Source organism: Streptomyces sp. NPDC042364 (genome assembly GCF_056437585.1).
This window is the reverse complement of the sequence record NZ_JBWKAJ010000004.1, coordinates 188,099-213,740: the sequence shown is the minus strand read 5'-3', so window position 1 is coordinate 213,740 and position 25,642 is coordinate 188,099. Positions and strand designations below refer to the sequence as shown.

Sequence of the window (25,642 nt, the reverse complement as noted above, 5' to 3'; positions counted from 1 at the left end):
TCATCCGTAAGTTGGTCACCCCTTGTACCGGTCCTGTATCTCCGTTGCACGGGCCCTAACGGGCTCCACGCGAATCTGGAGTCACTTCCACCGCACACCAGGCGGAGGCAGTAAAACCCCACATTCGCACAGGAGTTACGATGACCCGCCAGAACCGGATACGCGCCGCCATCGTCACCGCCACCGCCCTCGTCACCGCCGGCACGGTGACCGCCGGCGTCAGCATGGCCGGTGCCGAAGCCGCTCCGAAGAAGCCCTCCAAGAAGGAGATCGCGGCGCTCTTCGACGGCTGGAACAGGTCGCTGCAGACCGGTGACCCGAAGAAGGTCGCCGACCGCTACGCGAAGGACGCGGTGCTGCTGCCGACCGTCTCCAACAAGGTCCGCACGAACCGCGCCGGGATCGTCGACTACTTCCACCACTTCCTGGAGAACAAGCCCAGGGGCAAGAAGATCCAGACGATCATCAATGTCCTGGACGGCAACTCCGCGATCGACACCGGCACTTACCGGTTCACGCTCACCGACCCGAAGACCGGCGACAAGCGCGTGGTCAAGGCCCGCTACACGTACGAGTACGAGAAGCGCAACGGCGTCTGGAAGATCGTGAACCACCACTCGTCGGCGATGCCCGAGGGCTGATCACCGGCGCCCCTACCGGTGGCTGAGCTCGACCCCCCGGCTCAGCCACCCCCCTGCCGCGCCGCCCGCAGGGTGAGCGCGACGCACAGGCCGCCCCCGGGCGCGTCCTTGAGGACCACGGTTCCGCCGTCGTCGGTGACCAGTTGCCTGACGACGGCGAGGCCGAGGCCCGAACCGGACTTCCCGGTGAGGCCCTGACCACGCCAGAAGCGGTCGAACGCGCGGGACTTCTCGGCGTCCGACATACCGGGCCCCTCGTCCAGCACCGACAGCACCACCTCGTCGCCCCGGGGCTCCACCCGCACGGTGATGGTCGCACCGTCCGGCGAGACCTCCAGGGCGTTCGACAGCACGTTGTCCAGGACCTGGTCCAGATGACCGGGACTGGCCAGCACAAGCGGCCGGCCGTCGGCACTCCCCCCGAGCGCGATGGTGACTCCGCGCTCGTCGGCGGCCGGTCTCCACACGTCCAGGCGCTCCTGGATGACCTCCCGCAGGGACAGCGGTTCCGCCGCCGTGACCTTCGCCTCGGCCCGGGCCAGCACCAGCAGCCCACTGACCAGACGGCTCATCCGGACCACCTCGGCGGTGGCCTGCTCCACGTCCTCCCGTACGAATTCGTCGTCCACCCCGTCCGCGATGTTGTCCAACGACAGGCGGAGGGCCGTCAGCGGCGTGCGCAGCTGGTGCGAGGCGTCGGCCACGAAGATGCGCTGCGAGGCGATCAGCGTGTCCAGGCGCTCGCTCGCCTGATTGAGCGTGCGCGCCAGGGTCTGAGTCTCCTGCGGGCCCGTGATCGCGGAACGTGCCTTCAGGTCACCGTCGCTCATCCTGCTCGCCATCTCGTTGAGCTGGCGCAGCGGAGCGGTCAGCCGCCGCGCGGCGAACACGCCGATGCCGGCGGCCGCCAGCAGGACGAGTACGGCCAGTCCCGCCCGGAAACCCCAGATCTGCCACAGCCGGTCGGTGAGGTCGTCGGTGGAGAACCTGATCCGGACGGCACCGACGACGTCGTCCCTCCCCTGCCTCCCGTCGGCCCGCGTCCCGTCCGTCTTCCCCCCGTCCGCCTCGCTCCCCTCCGCCTCGCTCCCCTCCGCCTCGCTCCCCTCCCGCGAGCGTTCGAAGGCCGGAACGGTGACCACCAGGTTCTTGCCCCATATGAAGTCGGAGCCCCAGTCGACGGTCTTGTCGCCCCGTTCCAGGGCCCTGGCCAGCGCCGCATCCGGCGTCGGCCGCCGCAGCGTCTCCCGTGCGCACCTGCCGGTCGTCGAGACCTCCACCTTCTCCTGGTCCTTCGGATACGCCCCGGCCATCCTCGCCAGCGCCTCGCAGGAGGCCGTGTCACCGGAGCCGAGGAGCCGGGCCATGGTCTGGGCCTCGCGGGTGATGGACTGGCTGGTGTCGTTCCGCAACTGGCCGGTGAGAGTGAACGCCACCGGCACCGTGAACAGGGCGATCGCCACAGCCACCAGGAGCACATAGCTGCGGATGAGCTGACGGATCATGACGCGCCGCTGCTCCCGCGCGCGCCGCCCGCCGCACCGGCGTTCTCGTCGGCGCCGTTCACGATGAGCCGGAAGCCCACCCCGCGCACCGCCTCTATGGTGATCGCCCCCGCGAGCTTGCGCCGCAGCGCCGCCACATGCACGTCGAGCGTCTTCGTCGGGCCGAACCAGTTCGCGTCCCAGACGGCCTCCATGATCTGCTCACGCGACATCAGCGCGCCCGGCTCCTCGGTGAGGAACGCCAGCAGGTCGTACTCCTTGGGGGCCAGCCCCACCTCCGCGCCGTCCAGGTGCACCCGCGCCGCCTTGCGGTCGATGGTGAGCCGGGAACCGTACCGGTCGGGGCCGGCCGGGGGCGCGTCCGCGGGGCGGGGCTGCACACGGCGCATCACCGCCCTTATCCGGGCGATGACCTCGCGCACCCCGAACGGCTTGGAGACGTAGTCGTCGGCGCCTAGTTCGAGGCCGACCACCCGGTCCGTCTCGTCGCTGCGGGCGCTGATCACGATGATCGGCACGGCACTGCGGTCCCGCAGCGCCCTGCAGACGTCGAGCCCGTCGGTGTCGGGCAGCCCGAGATCCAGGAGCACCACGTCGTACGGGCCGTCGTACGACAGCGCCGCCCCGCCCGTGCTCACCCACTCCACCTCGAAGCCGTATCGCTGCAGCCCGCGCCGGAGCGACTCGGCGACCGGCTCGTCGTCTTCCACCAGAAGTACGCGCACAGGCGAACCATAATCGTTGAACTTTAAGATGGTTGGGGAAGTCCGGCGGCGCCCGCGGTCGGACGCGGAAGCCCGCGAGACGGGCCACGGGCCGGCTGGTCCCCCCGAGTGACCTCGCCCACTTTAGGACTGCGGTGTGCCCGGGGCGGGCAGGGACCACCCCGGAGCGGCCCGGCCACCGGCGGTCTCCCGGCGAAGAAGCCGGGGCGAAATCCGGCGGAGGCCCGCAGGAATCCGAGGTGATCGAAGGGTGAGCGGGACATCTCACCATGCGGGAGCCCGGAGGCGGATTTCGGCCGCTCGATAGACTGAGCCGACCGCAGTACGTGTGTATGTGCGGATAAGGGACGAAACCGAGCGAGGAGCGCACGTGGGCCTTGTCGTGCAGAAGTACGGAGGCTCCTCCGTAGCCGATGCCGAGGGCATCAAGCGCGTCGCCAAGCGGATCGTGGAAGCCAAGAAGAACGGCAACCAGGTGGTTGTCGTGGTCTCCGCGATGGGCGACACGACGGACGAGCTGATCGATCTCGCCGAGCAGGTGTCTCCGATGCCTGCCGGACGTGAGTTCGACATGCTGCTGACCGCCGGAGAGCGTATCTCCATGGCCCTGCTGGCCATGGCGATCAAAAACCTGGGCCACGAGGCCCAGTCGTTCACCGGTAGCCAGGCAGGCGTCATCACCGACTCGGTCCACAACAAAGCCCGGATCATCGACGTCACGCCCGGCCGTATCCGGGAGTCCATCGACCAGGGCAACATCGCCATCGTCGCGGGCTTCCAGGGCGTCAGCCAGGACAAGAAGGACATCACCACGCTGGGCCGCGGCGGGTCGGACACCACCGCCGTGGCGCTGGCCGCCGCACTCGACGCCGAGGTCTGCGAGATCTACACCGACGTCGACGGTGTCTTCACCGCCGACCCGCGCGTCGTGAAGAAGGCCCGGAAGATCGACTGGATCTCCTTCGAGGACATGCTGGAGCTGGCCTCGTCCGGCTCCAAGGTGCTGCTCCACCGCTGTGTGGAGTACGCCCGCCGTTACAACATCCCGATCCACGTCCGCTCGTCCTTCAGCGGACTCCAGGGCACGTGGGTCAGCAATGAGCCAGTCGTCGGCAAGACGCAGCAGCAAGGGGAACAGAAGGTGGAGCAGGCCATCATCTCCGGTGTCGCGCACGACACCTCCGAGGCCAAGGTCACGGTCGTCGGCGTTCCGGACAAGCCGGGCGAGGCCGCCGCGATCTTCCGCGCCATCGCCGACGCCGAGATCAACATCGACATGGTGGTGCAGAACGTCTCCGCCGTGACCACCGGCCTCACGGACATCTCCTTCACCCTCCCCAAGACCGAGGGCCGCAAGGCGATCGACGCCCTGGAGAAGAACAAGGCCGGGATCGGCTTCGACTCCCTGCGCTACGACGACCAGATCGGCAAGATCTCCCTGGTCGGCGCGGGCATGAAGACCAACCCCGGCGTCACCGCCTCCTTCTTCGAGGCGCTGTCCGACGCGGGCGTGAACATCGAGCTGATCTCCACCTCCGAGATCCGCATCTCCGTCGTCACCCGCGCCGACGACGTCCCGGAGGCCGTGCGCGCCGTGCACACCGCCTTCGGACTCGACTCCGACAGCGACGAGGCCGTCGTCTACGGAGGCACCGGTCGATGACGGTCCGCTCGTACGGTCCGCCCGGCGGCGGCACCGGCCGTTGATGGCCGTCGCCGCCGGGCGGACCGGAAGGCCGACGCTCGCGGTCGTGGGGGTGACCGGGGCCGTCGGCACCGTCATGCTCCAGCTCCTGTCCCACCGCGCGGACATATGGGGCGAGATCCGGCTGATCGCCTCCCCCCGCTCGGCCGGCCGCAAGCTGGCCGTGCGCGGGGAGGAGGTCGAGGTCCTGGCCCTCTCCGAAGAGGTCTTCGACGGGGCCGACGTCGCCCTGTTCGACGTACCCGACGAGATCGCGGAGCGCTGGGCGCCGATCGCGGCGGCCAAGGGCGCGGTGGTGGTGGACAACTCGGGCGCCTTCCGGATGGACCCGGAGGTGCCCCTCGTCGTCCCCGAGGTCAACCCGCACGCCCTGCGCGTCCGGCCGCGCGGCATCGTCGCCAACCCCAGCTGCACCACCCTCTCCATGATCGTGGCCGTGGGCGCGCTGCACGCCGAGTACGGGCTGCGCGAGCTGGTGGCCTCCTCGTACCAGGCGGTCAGCGGCGCGGGCCGGGAAGGCGTCGACACCCTGCGCCGGCAGATCGCCCTCGTCGCCGGTACGGAGCTGGGGACGAGCCCCGGCGACGTACGGCGGGCCGTGGGCGACGACACCGGGCCGTTCCCGGAGCCGGTGGCGCTGAACGTGGTGCCGTGGGCCGGGGAGCCGCGCGCGGACGGCTGGTCCTCGGAGGAGATGAAGGTACGGGACGAGACCCGCAAGGTCCTGGGGCTGCCGGCGCTGCCGGTCGCCGTGACCTGCGTACGCGTGCCCGTCGTCACCGCGCACTCCCTGACCCTCCACGCCCGCTTCGAGAGCGAGGTCACCGTCGCCAAGGCCCGGGAGATCCTCGCGACCGCACCCGGTGTGGTCCTCTTCGACGACCCCGGGGCGGGGGAGTTCCCCACCCCCGCGGACGTCGTGGGCACCGACCCCACCTGGGTCGGCCGGGTCCGCCGGGCCCTCGACGACCCCACCGCCCTCGACTTCTTCGCCTGCGGCGACAACCTCCGCAAGGGCTCCGCGCTGAACACCGTGCAGATCGCTGAGCTGGTGGTGGGCGGACGGATGTGAGAAGCGGCCGGGGGTGCCCGGTCGCGTCGCCCGCGCTCGGGTGCGGAGTGCGGCACGGCAGCCCCGTTCCGGACCCGGCGTCCACCGGGTGTTGTCCGGGGGTGCACTGTTCGTTGGCCGTGAGTGCACCGTCCCGCCAATGGGTCGCGCGGCGCCCGGTGTTGGGATAGACCGGATGTCGCTGGGCGGGGGTGCCGTCGGCTGCCGTGGGCGTTGTCGGTGGCGGCGTGTAAGTTCTTCGAGTCGGCGGTTCGGCGGTCGAAGGATTTCCGGTCGGACAGCCGTGTGATTTCCGGGTTGATTCAGGCCTCCTGGTGATCGAGGATTTTTGCTCCCCGTCCGCCGCAACCGCGCGGCGGACGGGGAGCGTCTTTAACGAGCGCCCTTCGGCGGGGCTGGGCGCTGCACGGACTCGGGGCATAGGGGAAGAGCTGGTACGCATGAGGGCGTTCGACGCGCTGTACGCGGTTCGGTCGGTCGTGCCAGGTGATGCGCGAGCCGCGCGGCCAGGCAGATGTGCCGTACGAACAGGCGCTCGGTCTGACGCAAAAGTGATGCCTGTCGCGTACAACCCCCAAGGGGGGATACGGGTCCAACAGGCGTGGCAGAGGTACTCGATTTCACCGCGGTACAGACGAGGGGCACCGCCCTTCGTCCACCCCGCCGTCCCCGCATGCCCGGGCCTCCCGGCGGCATGCCGGTGATCGCGCCCATGCCAGCGGCGCGGCCCACCCGCATCCCCGGCCAGCGCGACGGCGGGGAGGACACGACCACGCTGCCGGCCTCCGGCACGACCGTCGACCATCTCACCGAGACCTACCGCGCCCACTACCGCTCGCTCCTCGGCCTCGCGGCCCTCCTCCTCGACGACACCGCCTCCTGCGAGGACGTCGTACAGGAGGCCTTCATCCGGGTGCACTCCGCGCGCAAGCGCGTCCGTGACCCGGAGAAGACGCTCGCCTATCTGCGCCAGACGGTCGTGAACCTCTCGCGCTCCGCCCTGCGCCGCCGCATCCTCGGCCTGAAGCTGCTGTCCAAGCCGATGCCGGACATGGCGAGCGCGGAGGAGGGCGCCTACGACCAGCTGGAGCGCGACTCCCTCATCAAGGCGATGAAGGGCCTCCAGCGCCGTCAGCGCGAGGTCCTCGTGCTGCGCTACTTCGCCGACATGACCGAGGCTCAGGTCGCCGAGACCCTCGGCATATCGCTGGGCTCGGTCAAGGCGTACGGCTCCCGTGGCATCGCGGCCCTGCGCGTCGCCATGGAGGCGCCGGCATGAGCGGCGACGCCAGGCACGACGGGCACGACGGGCGCGACGAGCTGGGCGTCCGCAGGCGGGCCTCCTGGGGCCGCCGGGACGACGAGCGCACCGAAGGGCAAGAGCGGGACCGGCGCATCGGGGGGCGCGGGCTCGACGAGCACGAAGACACGCAATCGCACGCTGGGAACGGAACTGTGAATCACGGCCCCGAAGAACAAGGCCCCGCCAAGGGCCAGGGTCTCGAAGGCCGCGGTCCGGACGAGCCGGCTCCGGACGACACACGCGCGGACGACCAGGCCCCCGACGAGGCGCAGACCAACGACTCGGTGACGCGCGAGGCGCGCTCGGACGACGCGGGTCCGCGCGAGGCGCGCTCGGACGACGCGGGTCCGGGCGAGGCACGCTCGGGTGACGCGGGTTCGGGCGAGGCGCGCTCGGACGACGCGGGTTCGGGTGAGGCACGCTCTGCTGACCTGGGTCCGGGCGACGCGCTCGACGACCCGAACCCGGGCGGGACGGGCACGAAGGACGCGAAGGGCCCGGACGGCCCGGACGGCCCGCACGGCTTGAACGGTACGAAGCCGGCCGGGGCGGCGGCGGATCTCCTGGCCTTCGGCCTGTCGGCGCCGGCGCCGGAGCCGGGCCGTTCCGGTCCTGGAGGGCCGGACGGTGCCGGTCCCAAGGGGTTCGGCGGCTTCGACCCGGACGAGCTGATGCTGCGGAACCTGCTGCACCAGGCCGTGTCGGAGATCGAGCCCCGCGACGGCACCCTGGACCATCTGCGGCGGGCGGTACCGGCCCGGCGGGCGCGAAAGCGCCAGGCCGTCGTCGGGATGGCGGCCGCCGCGCTCTTCATCGGCACGGCGATCCCCGCCCTGGTCCACGTCTCCAACTCCACCGGCTCCGACCCCAACCCCTCGGTCGTCGGCCACGGCTCGGCGACCCACGGGAGCGAGGGCCAGTCCAAGGGGCAGACCGGCGGCAGTGGTTCGTCGGGCGGCTCCTCCGGCGGCTCCAAGGACTCCGGCAAGGGCAGCGGCAAGGGCAAGGGCGACAAGGGCAAGGGATCGTCCGCCGGCGTGCCCGGCGGCACCGAGGCGACGCCCACCGCCGCGAGTGCGGCCCCGTGCACGGCCGGGCAGCTCAGCGGCAGCGGCGGCGTCGGCTCCCCGGACTCCGGCGGCGCCGTCTACGGCAGCTTCCGGGTGTCCAACATCTCGGGCTCCAGCTGTACGGTCGCCGGCGCGGGCGCGGTGAGCGCGACGCCCCAGGGCGCCGCGGACCCCGCCAGGATCACCGTGGCGAACCACGTCGCGGGGGACGCTGCCACCGGGCTGCCCGACCCGTCGCTGTCCCTGACCCAGATGGTGCTGGAGCCGGGGACCGCGTACGAGGTGCGGTTCGCATGGGTGCCCTCCGAGCCCTGTCCCACCACCAGCGGCGGCACCACCGACGGCGGCACCGGCGGTACGGATCCGACTCCGGACCCGACGCCCACGCAGGAGGACCCGGGCGCCACCGCCGACGGCGGCAGTTCGATGTCCACCCAGCTGGTCAGGGAGGACGGGGTGGCCGACGGCAGCATCGTCATCTCCCACACGGCGGAGGGCGGCGTCGCCACGTACTCCACCGGCGTCGGCAACGCCTGCGCGGGCACGGTCTACCGAACGGGCCTGCTGACGGCGTCCTGACCGCGGGCCCACCGGACCGTGCGGGACCCGCGCCCGGCGGCACCCGCACGGGGGTCCGTTGCACAGAAGCGCACCTCCCGCCGCCGGTCCGGTCCTCCGCGCGGGTTCGGCGCCGCGGGGCGGCTCGGCCCCACCGGATGGCTCGGCCCCTACTGGGCGGGCTCCGCTTCCCGCGAACGGTCCTCGTCGGAACGGCCGTCGTCGGAACGGCCGTCGCCGGACCGGCCGTCGTCGGACCGGCCCTCGCCGGACCGGCCGTCCTCGGTTCCCCGGCCGTCCTCGGAGGCCCCCTTCTTCGGGTCCGTCGAGCCGCCCCCGTCCGGCACCAGGCCCAGCTGCTCGTCCCGGATGAACTCCACCTCGCGGCGCAGCAGCCGGAACCACATGAAGACGACGAAGCCGGCGAAGACGAACCACTCGCCGGTGTAGCCGAGGTTCTGGAATGCCTTCAGGTCGAGCCCGGTGTCCTGCGGTGCCGTCGCGGGCACGGCCTTCATCCCCGAGTCGCCCTTGTCGAGCGTGACCCACGCGTCGTACAGGTCGTCGGGCACCAGGTTGACCAGCGTGGCCGCGCTGATCGCCCCCGTCTGGCCGGCGGGGAGACCGCCCTGCACGGGCACGCCGTTCGAGCCGGGCGTCTCGGACGCCTGGAGCGCACCGGTCACGGTGACCTCGCCGGTGGGCGCGGCCGGGGCCCGGTCCGGGTCCGCGGTGCCGGGCAGCCAGCCCCGCACGACCGGCAGGGACCTGCCCCCGTCGGTGCGCAGCAGCGTCAGGACGTAGAACCCGTCCTTGCCGTCCAGCTCGCGGTGGGGGACCAGGAGCTGTTCGCCGTACCGTCCGGTCGCGGTGGCCGCCTCGCCGGAGGTCTCCTTGTCCACCGGCAGCAGCTCGTCCAGCGGCCGCGCCGGGGCCCGGTCCGCGGGGTCGACGCGCTCGGTCGCCGCGCGGTGGTCCTGCATCCGGTCCTCGAACCGGCTCAGCTGCCACGACCCCATGAACACGCAGAACGGGATGGCGAGCAGCACGAAGACGTTGATCCCCCACCATCGGGGCGTCAGCAGAAACCGGTACACGCCTTCCACCGTACGGTGCCCGCACCGCCCGTCCGGCCGCGGGGTCGGCCGGGCGGGCCGCCCGGCGGGCCGGTTCACTACCGCTCGACGAGGTGCTCCCGGCCCGCCGGCGGCTCGTGCGGCTCGGGCCGGAAGACGGTGACGGAGGTGATCCGGCCGTGCTCGTCGCCCGTGAAGAAGGAGATCGCGTACATCTCCTCCGGCCCCGCCGTGACGTGTATCCAGCTGACGGCCCGGCCGGGCCGTCGGCCCCGAGCCGCCCGGCCGCAGTCGAGCCTGACCTGGATTCTCACCGGTTGTCCACAGGGGCGGGGTCGCGGTCCGGCGGAAGTTTTCCACAGGCTGGGGGCCTAGGCGACGCGATGTCCGGCGGGCGGGGCAATATGGGGCCATGACTGAGAGCAACGGGTCCACCCCGCAGCAGCAGAGCGGGTCCATGCCCGACTGGGAGAAGAGGTTCCGGGCACCGAGGGTGTCACTGCCGGACTGGGCGGAGGACGCACCGCACCGCTCGCTGTTCGTCTCCAACGCCACGGGGACGTACGAGCTGTACGCGTGGGACCGTGTGACCGGCGAGCAGCGCCAGGTCACGGACCGGGCCAACGGGACGACGGACGGGGTGCTCTCGCCGGACGGCGAGTGGATCTGGTGGTTCGACGACAAGGACGGCGACGAGTTCGGCGTCTGGCGCCGTCAGCCCTTCCAGGGCGGCCCGGACGAGGAGGCGACGCCGGGTCTGGACGCGTCGTACCCGGCGGGCCTGGCCATCGGCCGCGACGGCCGTACGGCGGTCGTCGGCCGCTCCACCGACGAGGACGGCTCGACCATCCATCTGGTCCGGCAGGGCTCGGCCCCCGTCGAGATCTACCGGCATCGTGAGTCGGCGGGCGTGGGCGACCTCTCGCACGACGGCTCGCTGATCGCCGTCGAGCACACCGAGCACGGCGACGCGATGCACTCGGCGCTGCGCGTGGTCCGCCCGGACGGCACGACGGTCGCCGAGCTGGACGACACCAAGGGCGGCACGATCGAACTGGGCCTGGAGGTCCTGGGCTTCGCCCCCGTCGACGGCGACACCCGGCTGCTCATCGGACATCAGCGCAGGGGCCGCTGGGAGCCCCTGGTCTGGGATGTGGCGTCCGGCGAGGAGTCCGACCTCGGCCTCGCCGACCAGCTGGAGGGCGATCTGAGCGCCGAGTGGTATCCGGACGGCTCCGCCCTGCTCGTCGTCCACAGCTTCGAGGCCCGCAGCGAGCTGTGGCGCTACGAGCTGTCGACCCGCCGTCTGGAGCGCGTCGAGACCCCGAGAGGCACGGTCTCGGGGGCGACGGCCCGGCCCGACGGCAGCGTGGAGTACCTGTGGTCGTCGGCCGCCGAACCGCCGGTCGTGCGGTCCACCACGGGTGAGGTCGTCCTGGACCCGCCGGGCATGAAGTGCCCGGGCTCGGTGCCGGTGGAGGACGTGTGGGTGGAGAGCCCCGGCGGCCGGGTCCACGCGCTCGTCCAGCGCCCCGTCGGCGTGTCCGGCCCGTACCCGACGCTCTTCGAGATCCACGGCGGCCCCACCTGGCACGACAGCGACTCCTTCGCCGCCGGCCCGGCCGCCTGGCTCGACCACGGGTACGCGGTGATCCGCATCAACTACCGCGGCTCCACCGGGTACGGCCGGGCCTGGACCGACGCCCTCAAGCACCGGGTCGGCCTGATCGAGCTGGAGGACATCGCCGCCGTCCGCGAGTGGGCGGTGAGCACCGGCTTCGCCGACCCCGACCGCCTCGTCCTGACCGGCGGCTCCTGGGGCGGCTACCTCACCCTCCTCGGCCTCGGCACGCAGCCGGACCTGTGGAGCCTCGGTATCGCCGCCGTGCCCGTCGCCGACTACGTCACCGCGTACCACGACGAGATGGAGGCGCTGAAGGCGATGGACCGCACCCTCCTCGGCGGCACCCCGGAGGAGGTCCCCGAACGCTTCGCGGCGTCCTCCCCCCTGACGTACGTCGACGCGGTGAAGGCCCCGGTCTACATCTCCGCCGGGGTGAACGACCCGCGCTGCCCCATCCGCCAGATCGACAACTACGTCGACAGACTGGCGGCCCGCTCCGCCGTCCACGAGGTCTACCGCTATGACGCGGGCCACGGCTCCCTCGTGGTGGACGAGCGCATCAAACAGCTCCGTCTGGAGCTGGACTTCGCCGAGCGCCATCTGGCGGCGGGTGCCTGAGCTCTGTCGTCGGATCAGGTCGAGGGACGCCGACGCCGCGGACGTGCGTGCCGGACCGCGTCTGCGGCGTGATCCGAACGACAGGCCCTGGTGCTGTGACCGGAAGGGCTCACCGCTCAGGCGGCCGCCAGTGCCGTCGGCTCCCGGGACTGCGCGGTGTCCCGGGGCGCCTCGGCCGCGACGAGCAGCTCCAGCAGGGTCGTCCGGGCCCGCGCGACACGGGAGCGCACCGTCCCGACGGGGCACGCGGTCAGCCGGGCCGCGTCCTCGTAGGGCAGCCCCAGCACCTGTGTGAGTACGAACGCCTCGCGCCGCTCGGCGGGCAGCGCGGCCAGCAGGTCGGCCAGCGCGATCCCGTCGTCGAAGCCGGGCAGCCCGCTCGGCTGGGCCCGTTCCACGGCCAGCCGCCAGTCCGGTACGTCGGCCGGCCGGGGCCGGGCGGCGGCGTACCGGAAGCTGTCGGCCACCGCCCGCCGGGCGATGGACAGCAGCCAGGTACGGGCCGAGCAGCGGCCCTCGAACCGGTGCAGACTGCCGAGCGCCCGCAGGAACGTGTCCTGGGCCAGGTCGTCCACCACCTGGGGATCGGCGCAGAGATGGGCGACGAAGCGCCGGACGTCGCGGTGCAGCGCGCCGACGAACCGCTCGACGGCCTCCGGGTCGCCGCCGCGCGCGGCGAGCGCCCAGGCGGTTATCGACTCGTCGCGCGACGCCGGGGACACCGGGGACGCCGGGGACGCCGGCATGGGGACGGGGACGGTCGAGGGCGTGGTGGAGGTAGGGGTGGTCACCTGAAGTCCTTCTCGGGTCTTCCGGGACGCGCGGACGCGGCGGCCGGTGGACATCACGGCGCGCGCGTCGGCGATCCGGTGGGGAAAGGCGGCCGTACGGGGGCGCCGACATGAGTGGCGCGGGTACGGCCGAGGCCCGAGGCGCGCGGCTGCGCGTACGAGGTGCGGGCATGCGCGAAGGCACGGCCCGCACCGCTGCCCCGGGGCACCGGTTGCCGTCAGCTGACAGCGATCCCGGCGGGCGGTCCCCGAGAGGTGAGGGCGTGGACGAGGAGGAGACGACGCGGCGAACGATCCGAGCGGCTGCGGCGCACCCGCGGACGCGGCCGGTCCGGCGGCGGGGCCAGCGCGAGCGACATCCACAGCGGTGCGGCCAGCCGGCCGGCCACGGCCCGCAACAGCCCGAAGGCGGCGCGCTCGCCGTACGCCAGCCACACCCCGCACAGCAGCGCGGCCAGCAGATGCGCGGCGAGCATGCCGGACGAGGCCGAGAACGGCCCGTCCATCAGATACCCGGTGTGGTCCCCATGGCTCATATGACCGGCCGAGCCGGTGTGGACGGTGTGGTTCGCGTGGGCCGAGCCCAGGTCCACGGGGCTCGCACCGCCGACGCCCGTGCCGGTGGAGCCGGCCCCCGCCGGGTGCGACGGCTGCGCGAACGAGAACCCGGAGTGGAGGGCGGTCTGGGCGGCGAGCACGACGGACACGATCAGCGGGAGTCCCCGCTCACGGCCTGCCAGGCACCAGCCGACCGCACCGGTGGCGAGGGCCGCGGAGCCCATGGCCCACCAGGGGACCGGGCTGCCGGACATGGTGACGTGGCCCAGGGCGGCGAGCAGCACGCAGACGGCCGCGAACATCGCGGCCCGGACTGCGCGGGAACACCGCCCTGCGATCATGGCGCCCCATCCTCGCATTCGGACACCGGTCGTCACCCCCGTCCCCCTTGAGTACGGATGTCCACCCGCGGTCGCACTCACACCCCCGACTGTGACCCGGATCACGCGCGAATCGGCCGACTTCATGAGGCAGGCTTCTGCTTCGTGGGGAGCCCTTCGCAGCAGAGCAGCCGGCCCGGTCCGGCCCGTCAGCCCGGTCCGGTGGCCGGCCCGAACTCCCGGGCGACGCCGGACACTCCGGCCGGCCCACCGAGGCCCGGCATCCTCGCCGGACTCGGCGGACAGCGCGGTCCTGCCGATCCCGGGGCGCACATGGTCGTCTGCGGCGACGACGGGCTCGCGCACCGGCTCGCCGCGGAACTGCGCACCGTGTACCGGGAGCAGGTGACGCTCGTGGTGCCGCCGACCGCACGGGTCGCTCCCCGGCCGGTGGTGGGCCGCACCCGGGCCGCCACGATCCTCGACCGGGTCTCCGCGGCGGTCAACCGGGCGGCGGGCAACGGCGATCCGGCGACCGCCGACCGTACCGGGGCCGGGAACGACCGGAGCGGCGCTCCGGGCGTCGCCGCGAACGGCGAGCGGCTTCTGGAGGCCGACGAGGCCACGGAGGCGGTCCTCGCCGAGGCCGGGGTGGAGCGGGCCGCCGCGCTGGCACTCGTCTACGACGACGACGAGACGAACATCCGGGCCGCCCTCACCGCCCGCCGGCTCAACCCGAGGCTGCGGCTCGTCCTGAGGCTCTACAACCGCCGACTGGGCCAGCACATCGAGGAACTCCTCGACCAGGCGGCCGCGTTGGCCACGGGCGGCGAGGCCGACGGCGGGGTCGACGGGTTCGGCGCCTCCACCACCGTCCTCTCCGACGCGGACACCGCCGCGCCCGCGCTGGCCGCGACCGCCGTCGCCGGCACCACCAAGGTCGTCCAGACGGACGGGCTGATGCTGCGTGCCGTGGAACGCCCGCCGGGCCACACCGCTCAAGGGCCGGGCCGTGGCCTGTGCACCCTCGCGCTGCTGTCGGCCACCACCAACGACCCGGCGGGCGCGGACGGTTCGGAGGGCAGCGGCGAGCGCGGCCCGCGACTCCTGCCCGACGAACGGGCCGTGGCCGAAGCCACCGGGCGCGGGACCATCGTCCTGGACACCGTCCGCTACGCGGGCCCCGCGCTGCCGCCGGGCCGGTCGGGCGGTGGCCCGTTCGGCGCGATCGGCGCCTTCAGGTCGCTGTTCTCCCGGCGGCTGCGATGGTCATTGGCGGGACTGGTGGGCTGTGTGTTCGCCCTCGCCGTCGCGCAGATGGTGACCACCGGGGAGCATCCGCTGCGGGCGACGTACGTGACCCTGCTCGACCTCTTCGCGATCAACGATCCGGCGACCGGGGGGAGCGACTCCCGGCAGATCCTCCAACTGCTCTCGGGGCTCATGGGCTTACTCCTGCTGCCCGTGCTCCTGGCCGCCGTGCTGGAGGCCCTGGGCACCTTCCGCAGCGGCTCCGCCTTCCGGAAGCCGCCGCGCGGTCTCTCCGGCCATGTCGTCCTCCTCGGCCTCGGCAAGATCGGCACCCGGGTCCTGGCACGCCTGCGCGAACTCCACATCCCCGTGGTGTGCGTCGAGGCCGACCCCGAGGCCCGCGGGCTCGCGGAGGCCCGGCGGCTGCGGGTGCCGGTGGTGCTGGGCGACGTCACGCAGGAGGGCGTGCTGGAGGCCGCGAAGATCCACCGCGCCAACGCGCTGCTGGCCGTCACCAGTTCGGACACGACGAACCTGGAGGCGGGTCTGTACGCCCGTTCCGTACGCCCTGACCTGCGCGTGGTCCTGCGCCTCTACGACGACGACTTCGCGACCGCCGTGTACCGCACGCTCCGGGCCGCCCACCCCCACGCCCTCACCCGCAGCCGCAGCGTCACCCACCTCGCGGCGCCCGCCTTCGCCGGCGCGATGATGGGCCGCCAGATCCTCGGCGCGATCCCCGTGGAACGCCGCGTCCTGCTCTTCGCCGCCGTCGAGGTCCGGGGCCACCCCCGCCTGGAGGGCCGCACCGTGGCCGAGGCGTTCAGCGCGGGTGCCTGGCGGGTCCTGGCCCTGGACCCGGCCACGGATCCCGCGGAGCGGGTCACCGTCCCGGCCACCGGGTCGGGCCTGATCTGGGACCTGCCCTCCACGTACGTGCTCCGCGCCGAGGACCGAGTTGTCCTGGCCGCGACCCGCCGCGGCCTGGCGGAACTGCTCGGCCGCCGGACCCGCTCCACCCCGTAGGGGCCCGGGGGCGCCTCATGACGCGAGGGCAGGGTTTCGCCCCTGCTTCTCAGGCTGAAGGGCGGACTGCAGGCCCAGCCCTTCAGGGGCGCGGGGAACTGCGCGAGAAACCACGACGCGCCCGTACCCGCAGAGCGCGCCCGCACCCGCAGAGCGCGCCCGCACCCGCAGAGCGCGCCCGCACCCGCAGAGCGCGCCCCCACCCCGAGCTAGAAGGCGCCCACCCCCTCCGCCTCGTGCTCACACCGCTCCTCGACCCCGTACGTCTCCCACGCGGGAAACGGGTCGTCAAACCCGTCGGAACCCCCTGCCTCCCCGTCCCGCACCAGGCACTCACCCAATGCGGAACGCAACGCCTCCGCCCGCAACCCCACCCCGATGAACACGAGTTCCTGCGCATACCCGGTGTCCTCGCCCCGCGCCGCCGAGGGCTCGAAGCGGGCCACGGACCCCGCCTGCGACCACAACCCCACCACCCGGGGCCGACTCGCCAGCGTGAAGAACCCCTTGGACCGCAGCACCTGCCCGAAGCGCCCGCTGTCCAGCTCCTCGGTCACCAAGGCCCACAGCCGACCGGGATGGAACGGCCGCCCGGCCCGGAAGAGGGTCGACGAGATCCCGTACTCCTCGGTCTCCGGCACATGGTCCCCGTTCAGCTCCCGCACCCACCCGGGCGCCTCCTGCGCCCGCTCCAGGTCGAACAACCGGGTCCCGAGGACCTCCGCCACCCGCACTCGCCCGTACCTGGCCGGCACGACCCGCGCGGCCGGGTTCAGCCGCGTCAGCGTCGCCGCGAGCCGTTCGGCCGTCGCCGCGTCCACGAGGTCCAGCTTGTTGAGCACGATCACATCGGCGAACTCGACCTGGTCGATGAGCAGATCGCTGACGGTCCGCTCGTCCTCCTCGTACTGGTCGAGCCCCCGTGCCGCCAACTCGTCCCCGCCCGCCAGCTCCGGCAGGAAGTTCACGGCGTCGACGACGGTGACCATGGTGTCCAGCCGGGCGAGATCCCCGAGCGTGGCACCGTCGTCGCGGGCGAAGGCGAAGGTCGCGGCGACCGGCATCGGCTCGGAGATCCCCGAACTCTCGATGAGCAGATAGTCGAAGCGCCCCTCACGGGCCAGCCGGTCCACCTCCTCCAGCAGATCGTCGCGCAGGGTGCAGCAGATGCAGCCGTTGGTCATCTCGACCAGCCGCTCCTCCGTCCGCGACAGCGCCGCCTCACCGCCGCGCACGAGGGCCGCGTCGATGTTGATCTCGCTCATGTCGTTGACGATGACCGCGACCCGCAACCCTTCGCGGTTGGCGAGCACATGGTTGAGCAGCGTGGTCTTGCCCGCGCCGAGGAAGCCGGAGAGGACGGTGACGGGCAGCCGGTCGAGTCCGTCGTACGCCGTGGACACCGTGCTCAGCCCTCGGGGTGGAGCAGTCCGCGCTCGTACGCCCTCAGCAGCCGCTGCGGTACGAGATGGGTGACGCCGTCCACGGTGAAGGGCACCAGCTGCGGCGTGCTCGCCTTCCACTGGGCGCGGCGGTGACGGGTGTTGCTGCGGGACATCTTCCGTTTGGGCACGGCCATGGGGTCCTCCTCGACGAACGGCGGAATGCCGCACGCGACGCTACATGAAAATGAATCCCATTACGAAACCTGCCTGTGGTGCGCATCGCAGTGCGGCGCCTGAGCGGAAGCGCCCCCGCCGCCGTATGGGAGGGGAGGTCGAACCGACCCGCGCAACACAGCCGTACGCGTACGGAGGTACCGTCCCCCGTGGCCATCACCAAGGAAGCCCCCGACCGGCCCGGCCCCGGCGGCAAGGGCGGCTCGAACGCACCGCACGACCCGAACCGAGACGCACCGCAGGACTCGAACGCGCCGCACGATGCGGACGCGCCGCACGAACCGCACGATTCCCGCGGCCGGCACCTCAACTCCCCCCTCCTGCTCACCATGCTGCTGGTCCTGGCAGTCGCCGCGCAGGGCCCCCTCCGCCGCGTGCTGGCCGCGCCGGTGACCCAGAGCTGGATGACGGTGTTCGTGGCGGTGGTCGTCCAGGCGTTGCCGTTCCTGGTGCTCGGGGTGCTGCTCTCGGCGGTGATCGCGGTGTTCGTGCCGCCGTCGTTCTTCGCCCGCGCGCTGCCGAAGCGGCCGGCGCTGGCCGTTCCCGCGGCGAGCGTGGCCGGTGTGGTGCTGCCGGGGTGCGAGTGCGCGTCGGTGCCGGTGGCGGGCGCGCTGGTGCGGCGCGGGGTCACGCCCGCCGCGGCGCTCGCGTTCCTGCTCTCCGCCCCCGCCATCAACCCGATCGTGCTGACGGCGACCGCCGTGGCGTTCCCGGGGAACCCCGAGATGGTGGCGGCCAGGTTCGTGGCGAGTCTGCTGGTGGCGTGCGCGATGGGCTGGCTGTGGCAGCGGCTGGGGCGCGGCGAGTGGATGCGCCCGCCGGAGCGGCCGTCCTACGAGGGTCTCGGCAAGGGGGCGGCGTTCTGGGGCTCGGTGCGGCACGACGTGATGCACGCGGGCGGGTTCCTGGTCGTCGGCGCCATGGCGGCGGCGACGCTCAAGGCGGTCGTGCCGGCGAGCTGGCTGAACGCGGCCGCGGACAACCCGCTGATCGCGATCCTCGCCCTCGCCGTGCTGGCCGTACTGCTGTCGATCTGCTCCGAGGCGGACGCGTTCGTCGCCGCCTCGCTGACCCAGTTCTCCCTGACCTCCCGGCTGGCCTTCCTGGTCGTCGGGCCGATGATCGATCTGAAACTCTTCGCCATGCAGACCGCCACCTTCGGCCGCGCCTTCGCCCTCCGCTTCGCCCCCGCCACCTTCGCCCTGGCGATCCTGGTGTCGGCCCTCGTCGGGGCGGTGCTCCTGTGAACCGCCACGCCCAGACCGTCGTTCTCCTCCTCACCGGCGGAGCCCTCCTGCACGCCGGCTCCACCGACCTCTACCTCCGGTACGTCAAGGCGGGCCTGCAGCCACTGCTCATCGGCGCGGGCGTGGTGCTCATCGCGGCGGCGGTGGCGACCCTCTGGTACGAACGCAGGGCGGCACGAGCCCGGCAGGAGCACGCGCCGGAACCCGACCGGCACGCCCACCGCGAACCCCGCGTCTCCTGGCTCCTCGTCCTCCCCCTCCTCGCCCTGGTCCTGGTCGCCCCGCCCGCCGCCGGCTCGTACACCGCGATGCGCACCGGCTCGGCCCTGCAGGAGCAGCCCTGGGGCTATCCGGAACTCCCCGCCGACGGCCCGCTGAAGCTCAGCGTCGCCGACTACGCGGGCCGAGCCGTGTACGACAAGGGCCGGGCCCTCACCGGCCGGCGGATCAAGGTCGCCGGCTTCCTCGCCCTCGACGGTCACGGCGCCCCCTACCTCGTCCGTATGGCCCTCAACTGCTGCGCCGCCGACGCCCAGCCCGTCAAGATCGCCCTCACCGGCGACCTCCCCCCGGTCCTCCAGCCGGACACCTGGATCGAGGTGACCGGCGCCTACACCGCGAAGCGCACGAAGGACCCGGTCAACGGCACGGCCGTCCCGTACCTCTCGGTCACCTCCACCCGCCCCGTCAAGGCCCCGCAGGACCCCTACGACGAGGCATGGAACGGCTGACACCGGCTCACCGGCGACCCGCCGTCACGGCCGCCCGTCCTCTCGGGGAGGCCCTCGGCCTGGATAGCTGACGGATCGTCAGTTATGGTCGCCGACAACGCCGTACTCCGAGAGGTGAGTGCCGTGCCGACACGTTCCCCGAGCCCGCAGCCGCCCGGCGCTCCCCGCTGGGTCGCGATGTTCTACGAGCCCTCGTCGTCCTCCTGGCGGGTGGGCGCGGAGTCGCCGTACCGTTCGCCCGTGCTGTACGCCGTGGGGGAGATGACCCAGACCCTGCGGGCGCGCGGCGAGGACCCGGCCGTCACGGTATGGGGGCCCGAGGACGGGCCGGACGGCGGCGACTGGGCGCGGCACGATCCGGCGGCCCTCGCGGCGGGCACCGCCGCGCCCCGGGCGCCCGCCCCGGCCGCCCAGGCACCCACCGCGAAGTCCGGCACGCTCGCCGAGCGTATGACCGGCCGGCGTCAGCAGGTGCTCATGGCCGGCCTGGGCAAGGCCGGCCTCTACGACCTGGCGCCGGACGACGTGGCGGCGGTCCGGGCGGTCGTCGACGGTCTGGACGAGACCACCGTCCGCAGAGTCGCCCACTGGCTCACCGTGGCGGCCGCCGGCCGTCAGGGCCTGTCGCCGTGAGCGTCCGACCGGGCCGCGCTACCCGGGAGGGCGTGGCGCCAGAACCCCTCAGGGGCTGTCGACTTGCCGGTACCCCCCGCCCGGCAGCGGGTCATGGCTGTGGACGAGCGGGTCCAGACGGTCCGGGTAGGTCCAGCGGAACGTGGCCAGGGCGCGGGCGCGGGCCTCTATCACCGCCATACGGGCGGCTCGTTCGGCCTTGTCGGTGTGGGCCGCCTGGCCGGTCGCCTGGCCCTCCCACTTGCGGTAGAGGAGGCCGACCTCGGCGGAGAACCAGCCGCGGCTCACGGAGTTGAGCGCGAGGAGCAGCCCGGTGTCCTCGGAGGCGGGCAGGGCCATCCAGCCGCCGAGCGCGAGCGCCAGTTCGCGGCGGACGAAGAGCGTCGCGGGATGCACCGGCGACAGGAAGTCGTGGGCCGCCCAGTGGTCGAGTACGGCTCCGCGCTCCAGCGGTCCGTGGTCGGGGTCGCCGGGGAAGCCGAGGGTGGAGCCGTCGGGCAGGACGTCCAGGACGCGTGAGGTGGCCCAGCCGAGGGTCCGGTCGGCTTCGAGGGCGGCCAGATCGCGGGCGAGCGCGCCCGGTGTCAGCCGGTCGTCGGCGTCCAGGACCTTCACATACGCGCCGTCCGCCGCCGAGAGGGCGATGGTGCGGGCGACCCCGGGACCGCCGGGGCGTCCCTGGCGGAAGGTCACCCGGGGGTCGTGGGGGACGTACCGGGCGACGGCGTCGGAGATGCCGTCCTCCTGTATGACCCAGTGCCACTCCCAGCCGCCGGGTAACCGCTGGTCGCGCAGCGACGCGTAGGCGTCGGCGAGGAAGGGGGCCGAGGGGGCGTGGACGGCGGTGACGACGACGATGCGCCGGGTCACGGCAGCACCCACCACCCTTCGCGGTGTCGCGTCGATCGGCCGCATGACAACGCCCGGCCGCTGGCGACGGGGGATGCACCAGCGACCGGGCTATGGCCAAGGCTAACAAGGTCGCCCCTGCGACGGGAGGCGACTGCCGGACTGCGTTGACAAGTTGTGATCGGGATCACGCCGGAAAGAGGCAGTAACCAAACGTTTGTTAGGCGTCGAAGGGGTCGGCCGACCCCCGCCCGGGCGCCCGCCATGCGCCCCGCCCCGCACCCGTCCCCGCAGGTCGGCGGCCCTTGGCGCCTACGGGCGCCCGTCAGGAACCCTCGCACGGCGGTTCGTAGGACAGCCGCGGCAGGTACTCGTTCCACTTAGCCCGCGTCAGCACGCCCCGCGTGGCGGAGCAGATGTGCCGTACCGCCGCCTCCACGTCGAGGTTCCACAGCCGTACGGTGTCGGCGCCGCTGGAGACGCCGAGCATGCCGCTCCTCGGACTGAACGACAGGAAGTTGCCCGTCTTGGCGTTGGGGCTCATCGACTGGCCGATGGGAGAGGCGCCGGCGGGGTCGGACACGTCCCACAGCCGGACCGTGTTGTCGTCGCCGCCGCTGGCCAGGGTCCGGCCGTCCTCGCTGAAGGTCAGCGACACGACGGCCTCGGTGTGGCCGGTGAGCGGCTCGCCGAGCCGGGTCGCTTCGGCGGGGTCGGACACGTCCCACAGCCGCACCGTGTCGTCGTCGCTGCCGCTGGCGAGCGTGGAGCCGTCCGGGCTGTACGCGAGGTCGTTGACGGGGCCGCGGTGGTCGGTCAGGGGCTCGCCGAGGCGGGCGGGGCGCCCCGGATCGGCCACGTTCCACAGCCGTACGGTGCCGTCCGCGCTGCCGCTGACGAGCGTACGTCCGTCGGGGCTGAAGACGAGGGAGAGGATGTAGCCCCGGTGGCCGGTGAGCGGCCTGCCGAGCGGGACGGCGCGGGCCGGGTCGCTGACGTCCCACAGCTGGACGGTGTGATCGTCGTACGGCGTGGCCAGTGTGCGCCCGTCCGGGCTGTAGGCCATCGCGTCGGAGTACCGGGTCCGCAGCGTCAGCGGCTCGGCGTGGGGGACCGGGTGCGCGGGGTCGCCGACGTCCCACAGGTGCACCGCCCGGTTGCCGGTCACGATCGCGAGGGTGCGACCGTCGGGGGAGAAGGCGAGGGAGCGGTTGCCGCCGTCCTTGACCAGGAACGGCCTGCTCAGGGCCACCGGCCGACCGGGCTTCCGCACGTCCCACAGCCGGATCCGGCCGTCGCGCCCGGCCGTGGCGAGCACCCGCCCGTCCGGCCGGAACACCCCTCTGTGGCCGACCATGTCGGCCGTCGGTATCGACCACAGCCGGACCTTGCTGTCCCCGCTGCCGGTGGCGAGGGTCCGGCCGTCCGGGCTGAAGCCCAGCGCGTACATCTCGCCGCTGGCCCCGGCGAGCGGCTCTCCCACCTGCGACGGGTACGCCGGGTCCCGGACGTTCCACAGGCTCGCCGTGCTGTCCGCGCTGGCAACGGCGAGCGTCCCCCCGTCGGGGCTGAACGCCACCGACCACACCGGCCCGGTGTGCCCGCTGAGCGGGGCGCCGAGCGCGTCCGGGTGCCGCCGGTCGGCGACGTTCCACAGCCGTACGGTGTTGTCGGAGCTGCCGCTGGCCAGGGTGCGCCCGTCGGGGCTGAACGCCACCGAGTGCACGGTGCCCGTGTGACCGCCGAGCCGGCCGCCGAGGGCGGCCGGGTGCCGCCGGTCGGCGACGTTCCACAGCCGTACGGTCCGGTCGTCGCCCCCGGCGGCCAGGGTCCTGCCGTCCGGACTGAACGCCACGGAACGCACCGGGGCGTCGTGGCCGGTCAGCGGCCTGCCCAGGGGCTCGGCCCGGGACGGGTCGGACACGTCCCACAGCCGTACGGTCCGGTCCTCGCCGACGGACGCCAGCGTCCTGCCGTCCGGGCTGTAGGCGATCAGGTAGATGGTGCCGTCGTGGCCGGTCAGCGGCGCGCCGAGCGACCGGGGCGAACGGGGATCGCGCACGTCCCACAGCCGGACGGTGCCGTCGTCGCCGGCGCTGGCGAGCGTACGCCCGTCCGGGCTGAACACGGCGCTGCTCACCCAGCTCGTGTGCCCGGTGAGGGGCTTGCCCAGGGCCTTCGGACGGGACCGGTCGGAGGCGTCCCACAGCCGTACGGTCCGGTCGTAGCTGGCGGTGGCCAGGTACTTCCCGTCCGGGCTGTAGGAGGTGAGGTAGACGGCGCCGGTGTGGCCGAGCAGCGCGGTGGCGAGCGGCGCGTTGACGATCGAGATCAGCCGGTTGTTGGTGCCCTCGTCGCCGGGCCGGAGCCCGTGGGCCACCAGGTCGAGCTGGGCCGACAGCGACGGATCGGTGTACTGGACGCGGTCCGCCTCGGCGACCACCTGCTCGAACACCGCGTCGTTGCGCTGCTGCCACGCCACCACCGCCGAGCCGACGGCCACCAGGGCGAGGGCAACCAGGGCGGCCACCGCGCTCCGGCTGATCCACACCGTGCGCTTGCGCAGCCTGACCGAGGCGGCCAGGAACTCCACCGCGCCGCGGGTCAGCAGGGTGTCGTCCGCGGACCGCGCCCAGCTGCGGGCCTGCTCCAGCCGCGAACCCCGGTACAGCAGCGACGTGTCCCGGTCCGACTCCTCCCAGGCCCGGCCGTCCTCCTCCAGCCGCTGGCGCAGCAGATGGTCGTTGCGCCCCTCGTCGATCCAGCCCCGCAGCCGGGGCCAGGCGTGCAGCAGCGCCTCGTGGGTGATCTCCACGGTCTCCGCGTCGAGCGTCACCAGCCGGGCGCGCACCAGCGCCTCCAGCGACTCCTCCGTCTTGCCCGGATCCGTCGACTCGTCCGCCAACTGCCGCCGGGTCCCGCGCCGCCGGGTGGCCTGCGTGTCCTCACCGAGCCGCACCAGCCGCAGCAACAGCAGCCGCGCCGCCGTACGGGCCGCCGGGTCCAGCCCCGACCAGGCCCGCTCGGCGGTCGCCGCGACGGCACCCTGGATACCGCCGGCCGCCCGGTATCCGGCCAGCGTCAACCGCCCCGCCTTGCGCCGCTGCCAGGTCACGAGCAGCGCGTGCGACAGCAACGGCAGCACGCCCGCGTCGTGCGCGCCCCGCGGCCCGTCCGCGCTCACCTCCCGCACGATCAGCTCCGCCAGCCCCGGCTCCAGCTCCAGTCCCACGGCCTTGGCCGGACCCGTCACCGCCTCCCGCAGCTCCGCCGTCGTCAGCGGCCCCAGCACCATGTGCCGGTGCTGCAACGCGTCCGCCAGCTCCGGATACCCGAGGCACTCCTCGTAGAAGTCGGCCCGGATGCCCAGCACGACCAGCACGGGCGCGACGTCCCCCACCGCACCGGGCGTGCTGGCCGCGTTGAGCAACTGGATGAACGTACGCCGGTCTGCCTCGTCGGAGGAGAGCGTGAACGTCTCCTCGAACTGATCGACGATCAGGACGGGGCGGGCGGCGGAGCCTTCGCCCCCGGCACCGACGGAACCCACGCCTGCGGCGTCGGCGGAGCTGCGCTGTCCGGTGCCGGCGGCGGATGCGCGGCGCCGGACCCAGGCCGCGACGGCCTCCCGTACCGCTTCGGTGAACATCGGGGTACCGGGCTCGTACGCGGCCGACACGACCTGTGCGAGTTCGGGGATGCGACGGGTCAGCTCCCCGACGGGGTCGGCCCCGGGGACGAGCTGGAGGACTTCGCCACCGGGCCCGTTCTCGCCGCCGAGCGCGCCTTCGCGTAAGGCGGGCACCAGCCCGGCGTTGAGGAGTGAGGACTTCCCCGCCCCCGACGCGCCGACGAGCATGACCGGACCGCCCGTCTTCTCCACCGCCCGCAGCCGGCCGACGAGCGCCTCCGTACTGCGCTCCCGCCCGAAGAACCAGCGCGCGTCCTGCTGCCGGTAGGAGGCCAGCCCCCGGTACGGGCAGACACCGCCGGGCACGGCCGGGGCCTCACCCGGAGGCTGCTGTTCCTGTTCCGCGGAGGCGCCGTTCGGGGCGGGCCGCTCGCCGGCCGGGTCGGCCACCGCCCGCTCCCAGAGCCGCTGCCAGTGGGCCAGGTCGTAGAGACCCTTGGACACCGGCGTGGGCCGCGCGCGCCGCGCCTCGGGGATCAGGACGTGCAGAACGGCGGCGAGGGCGGCGAACTGGGCGGGCACGTTCCTGGCCCGCCGCCAGTCGCTGATCCGCTGGGCGGAGACCCGCACGGGACGCCCGCGTTCATCGACCCTTTGCAGGCGAACGACCGACTCGGAAACACTCTTGAGGGGAGGATTGCCCGCTTCCTTGTACAGCAGTGCGAGACGTTCCGCGAAGGCCGTGCGTGCCCCTGAGTCGTAACTCAAGGCCTCCACCCCTTACTTCCCCCGCTGCTGGACATCCGGACCGGAAAACTCACTTTATACGCCTGACCTGCGGCGAAGCTGTCCGGACGCCTCCGGACCCTCCTCATGGCTGGCCCCGACTGGCAGGATCACGACCAAGCAGCCACCGCTTCGGGTGGCGCCCTCGCAGGCCACCAGCGCAGCGCTCGCAGAGACGACTCATGCCGCCGTTCGTTTTAGGTCAGCTTCACCGACGCGATCACCGACATCGACCGGCGTGATCACCAAGACACACGGACGTGATCACCATCGATCCGTCCCCCGGTACCTCGATCCGGTCCC

19 protein-coding genes and 1 pseudogene are annotated in these 25,642 nt (G+C 73.0%); 10 read left to right on the top strand and 10 right to left on the bottom strand.

Features of this window, described 5'->3' with window-relative positions:
• Positions 1-140 precede the first annotated feature (140 nt).
• On the top strand, positions 141-641 hold the full coding sequence (locus tag AC067N_RS10375; protein ID WP_478678463.1) for an SgcJ/EcaC family oxidoreductase: 501 nt from the start codon (positions 141-143) through the stop codon (positions 639-641).
• A gap of 41 nt (positions 642-682) precedes the next feature.
• Here the strand turns inward: AC067N_RS10375 and AC067N_RS10370 are convergent, their stop codons facing one another.
• Positions 683-2,146: a sensor histidine kinase gene (locus tag AC067N_RS10370; protein WP_478678462.1), complete on the bottom strand. Its 1,464-nt coding sequence runs from the start codon at positions 2,144-2,146 to the stop codon at positions 683-685.
• A complete protein-coding gene (locus AC067N_RS10365) occupies positions 2,143-2,871 on the bottom strand; it encodes a response regulator transcription factor (RefSeq protein ID WP_478678461.1) in 729 nt (242 codons plus the stop codon). The genes AC067N_RS10370 and AC067N_RS10365 overlap by 4 nt, the downstream gene beginning before the upstream one ends.
• Positions 2,872-3,241: 370 nt before the next feature.
• Between AC067N_RS10365 and AC067N_RS10360 the strand changes: the two genes are divergently transcribed.
• From AC067N_RS10360 to AC067N_RS10345, 4 genes are all read left to right on the top strand, one after another.
• Entirely contained in the window at positions 3,242-4,534 is a 1,293-nt protein-coding gene (locus tag AC067N_RS10360) for an aspartate kinase (protein ID WP_478678460.1), read from the top strand.
• 43 nt (positions 4,535-4,577) lie between these two features.
• A complete protein-coding gene (locus AC067N_RS10355; protein ID WP_478678459.1) occupies positions 4,578-5,648 on the top strand; it encodes an aspartate-semialdehyde dehydrogenase in 1,071 nt (356 codons plus the stop codon).
• A gap of 673 nt (positions 5,649-6,321) precedes the next feature.
• Positions 6,322-6,927 (top strand): SigE family RNA polymerase sigma factor, encoded by a 606-nt coding sequence (locus AC067N_RS10350; RefSeq protein ID WP_478678458.1) that lies wholly within the window; start codon positions 6,322-6,324, stop codon positions 6,925-6,927.
• Positions 6,924-8,600: an ICP22 family protein gene (locus AC067N_RS10345; RefSeq protein ID WP_478678457.1), complete on the top strand. Its 1,677-nt coding sequence runs from the start codon at positions 6,924-6,926 to the stop codon at positions 8,598-8,600. The genes AC067N_RS10350 and AC067N_RS10345 overlap by 4 nt, the downstream gene beginning before the upstream one ends.
• Positions 8,601-8,749: 149 nt before the next feature.
• Here the strand turns inward: AC067N_RS10345 and AC067N_RS10340 are convergent, their stop codons facing one another.
• Both AC067N_RS10340 and AC067N_RS10335 read right to left on the bottom strand, forming a co-directional pair.
• Positions 8,750-9,676, bottom strand: coding sequence for an SURF1 family protein (locus tag AC067N_RS10340; RefSeq protein WP_478678456.1), 927 nt, complete (start codon positions 9,674-9,676; stop codon positions 8,750-8,752).
• Between the two features lie 77 nt (positions 9,677-9,753).
• A pseudogene (locus AC067N_RS10335) lies at positions 9,754-9,918 on the bottom strand (nuclear transport factor 2 family protein); the annotation flags it as partial.
• Between the two features lie 149 nt (positions 9,919-10,067).
• Here AC067N_RS10335 and AC067N_RS10330 point away from each other — a divergent pair.
• On the top strand, positions 10,068-11,897 hold the full coding sequence (locus AC067N_RS10330) for a S9 family peptidase (protein ID WP_478678455.1): 1,830 nt from the start codon (positions 10,068-10,070) through the stop codon (positions 11,895-11,897).
• Between the two features lie 116 nt (positions 11,898-12,013).
• On the opposite strand, the gene AC067N_RS10325 is transcribed toward AC067N_RS10330, so the two are convergent.
• Together AC067N_RS10325 and AC067N_RS10320 are read right to left on the bottom strand one after the other, a co-directional pair.
• The gene (locus tag AC067N_RS10325; protein ID WP_478678714.1) at positions 12,014-12,643 is read right to left on the bottom strand and encodes a sigma-70 family RNA polymerase sigma factor; all 630 of its coding nucleotides are present in this window, start codon (positions 12,641-12,643) and stop codon (positions 12,014-12,016) included.
• A 263-nt stretch (positions 12,644-12,906) separates the two neighbouring features.
• Positions 12,907-13,587 carry a hypothetical protein gene (locus AC067N_RS10320; RefSeq protein WP_478678454.1) on the bottom strand — a complete coding sequence of 227 codons (681 nt, stop codon included), beginning with the start codon at positions 13,585-13,587 and terminating at the stop codon, positions 12,907-12,909.
• Positions 13,588-13,899: 312 nt separating this feature from the next.
• Here AC067N_RS10320 and AC067N_RS10315 point away from each other — a divergent pair, with 312 nt between their 5' ends.
• Positions 13,900-15,843 (top strand): NAD-binding protein, encoded by a 1,944-nt coding sequence (locus AC067N_RS10315; protein ID WP_478678713.1) that lies wholly within the window; start codon positions 13,900-13,902, stop codon positions 15,841-15,843.
• Between the two features lie 209 nt (positions 15,844-16,052).
• Here the strand turns inward: AC067N_RS10315 and AC067N_RS10310 are convergent, their stop codons facing one another.
• Positions 16,053-17,246 (bottom strand): GTP-binding protein, encoded by a 1,194-nt coding sequence (locus AC067N_RS10310; RefSeq protein WP_478678453.1) that lies wholly within the window; start codon positions 17,244-17,246, stop codon positions 16,053-16,055.
• A 5-nt stretch (positions 17,247-17,251) separates the two neighbouring features.
• A complete protein-coding gene (rpmF, locus tag AC067N_RS10305; protein WP_478678452.1) occupies positions 17,252-17,422 on the bottom strand; it encodes a 50S ribosomal protein L32 in 171 nt (56 codons plus the stop codon).
• A 189-nt stretch (positions 17,423-17,611) separates the two neighbouring features.
• Between rpmF and AC067N_RS10300 the strand changes: the two genes are divergently transcribed.
• The 3 genes from AC067N_RS10300 (at position 17,612) to AC067N_RS10290 (ending at position 20,073) form a co-directional block, all read left to right on the top strand.
• A complete protein-coding gene (locus AC067N_RS10300; RefSeq protein ID WP_478678451.1) occupies positions 17,612-18,709 on the top strand; it encodes a permease in 1,098 nt (365 codons plus the stop codon).
• Entirely contained in the window at positions 18,706-19,440 is a 735-nt protein-coding gene (locus AC067N_RS10295; RefSeq protein WP_478678450.1) for a TIGR03943 family putative permease subunit, read from the top strand. The genes AC067N_RS10300 and AC067N_RS10295 overlap by 4 nt, the downstream gene beginning before the upstream one ends.
• Positions 19,441-19,563: 123 nt before the next feature.
• The gene (locus AC067N_RS10290) at positions 19,564-20,073 is read left to right on the top strand and encodes a hypothetical protein (protein WP_478678449.1); all 510 of its coding nucleotides are present in this window, start codon (positions 19,564-19,566) and stop codon (positions 20,071-20,073) included.
• A 48-nt stretch (positions 20,074-20,121) separates the two neighbouring features.
• Here AC067N_RS10290 and AC067N_RS10285 read toward each other — a convergent pair whose 3' ends face one another.
• A complete protein-coding gene (locus AC067N_RS10285; RefSeq protein ID WP_478678448.1) occupies positions 20,122-20,943 on the bottom strand; it encodes a glycosyltransferase family 2 protein in 822 nt (273 codons plus the stop codon).
• Between the two features lie 304 nt (positions 20,944-21,247).
• Entirely contained in the window at positions 21,248-25,330 is a 4,083-nt protein-coding gene (locus tag AC067N_RS10280; RefSeq protein ID WP_478678447.1) for a WD40 repeat domain-containing protein, read from the bottom strand.
• Positions 25,331-25,642 lie beyond the last annotated feature (312 nt).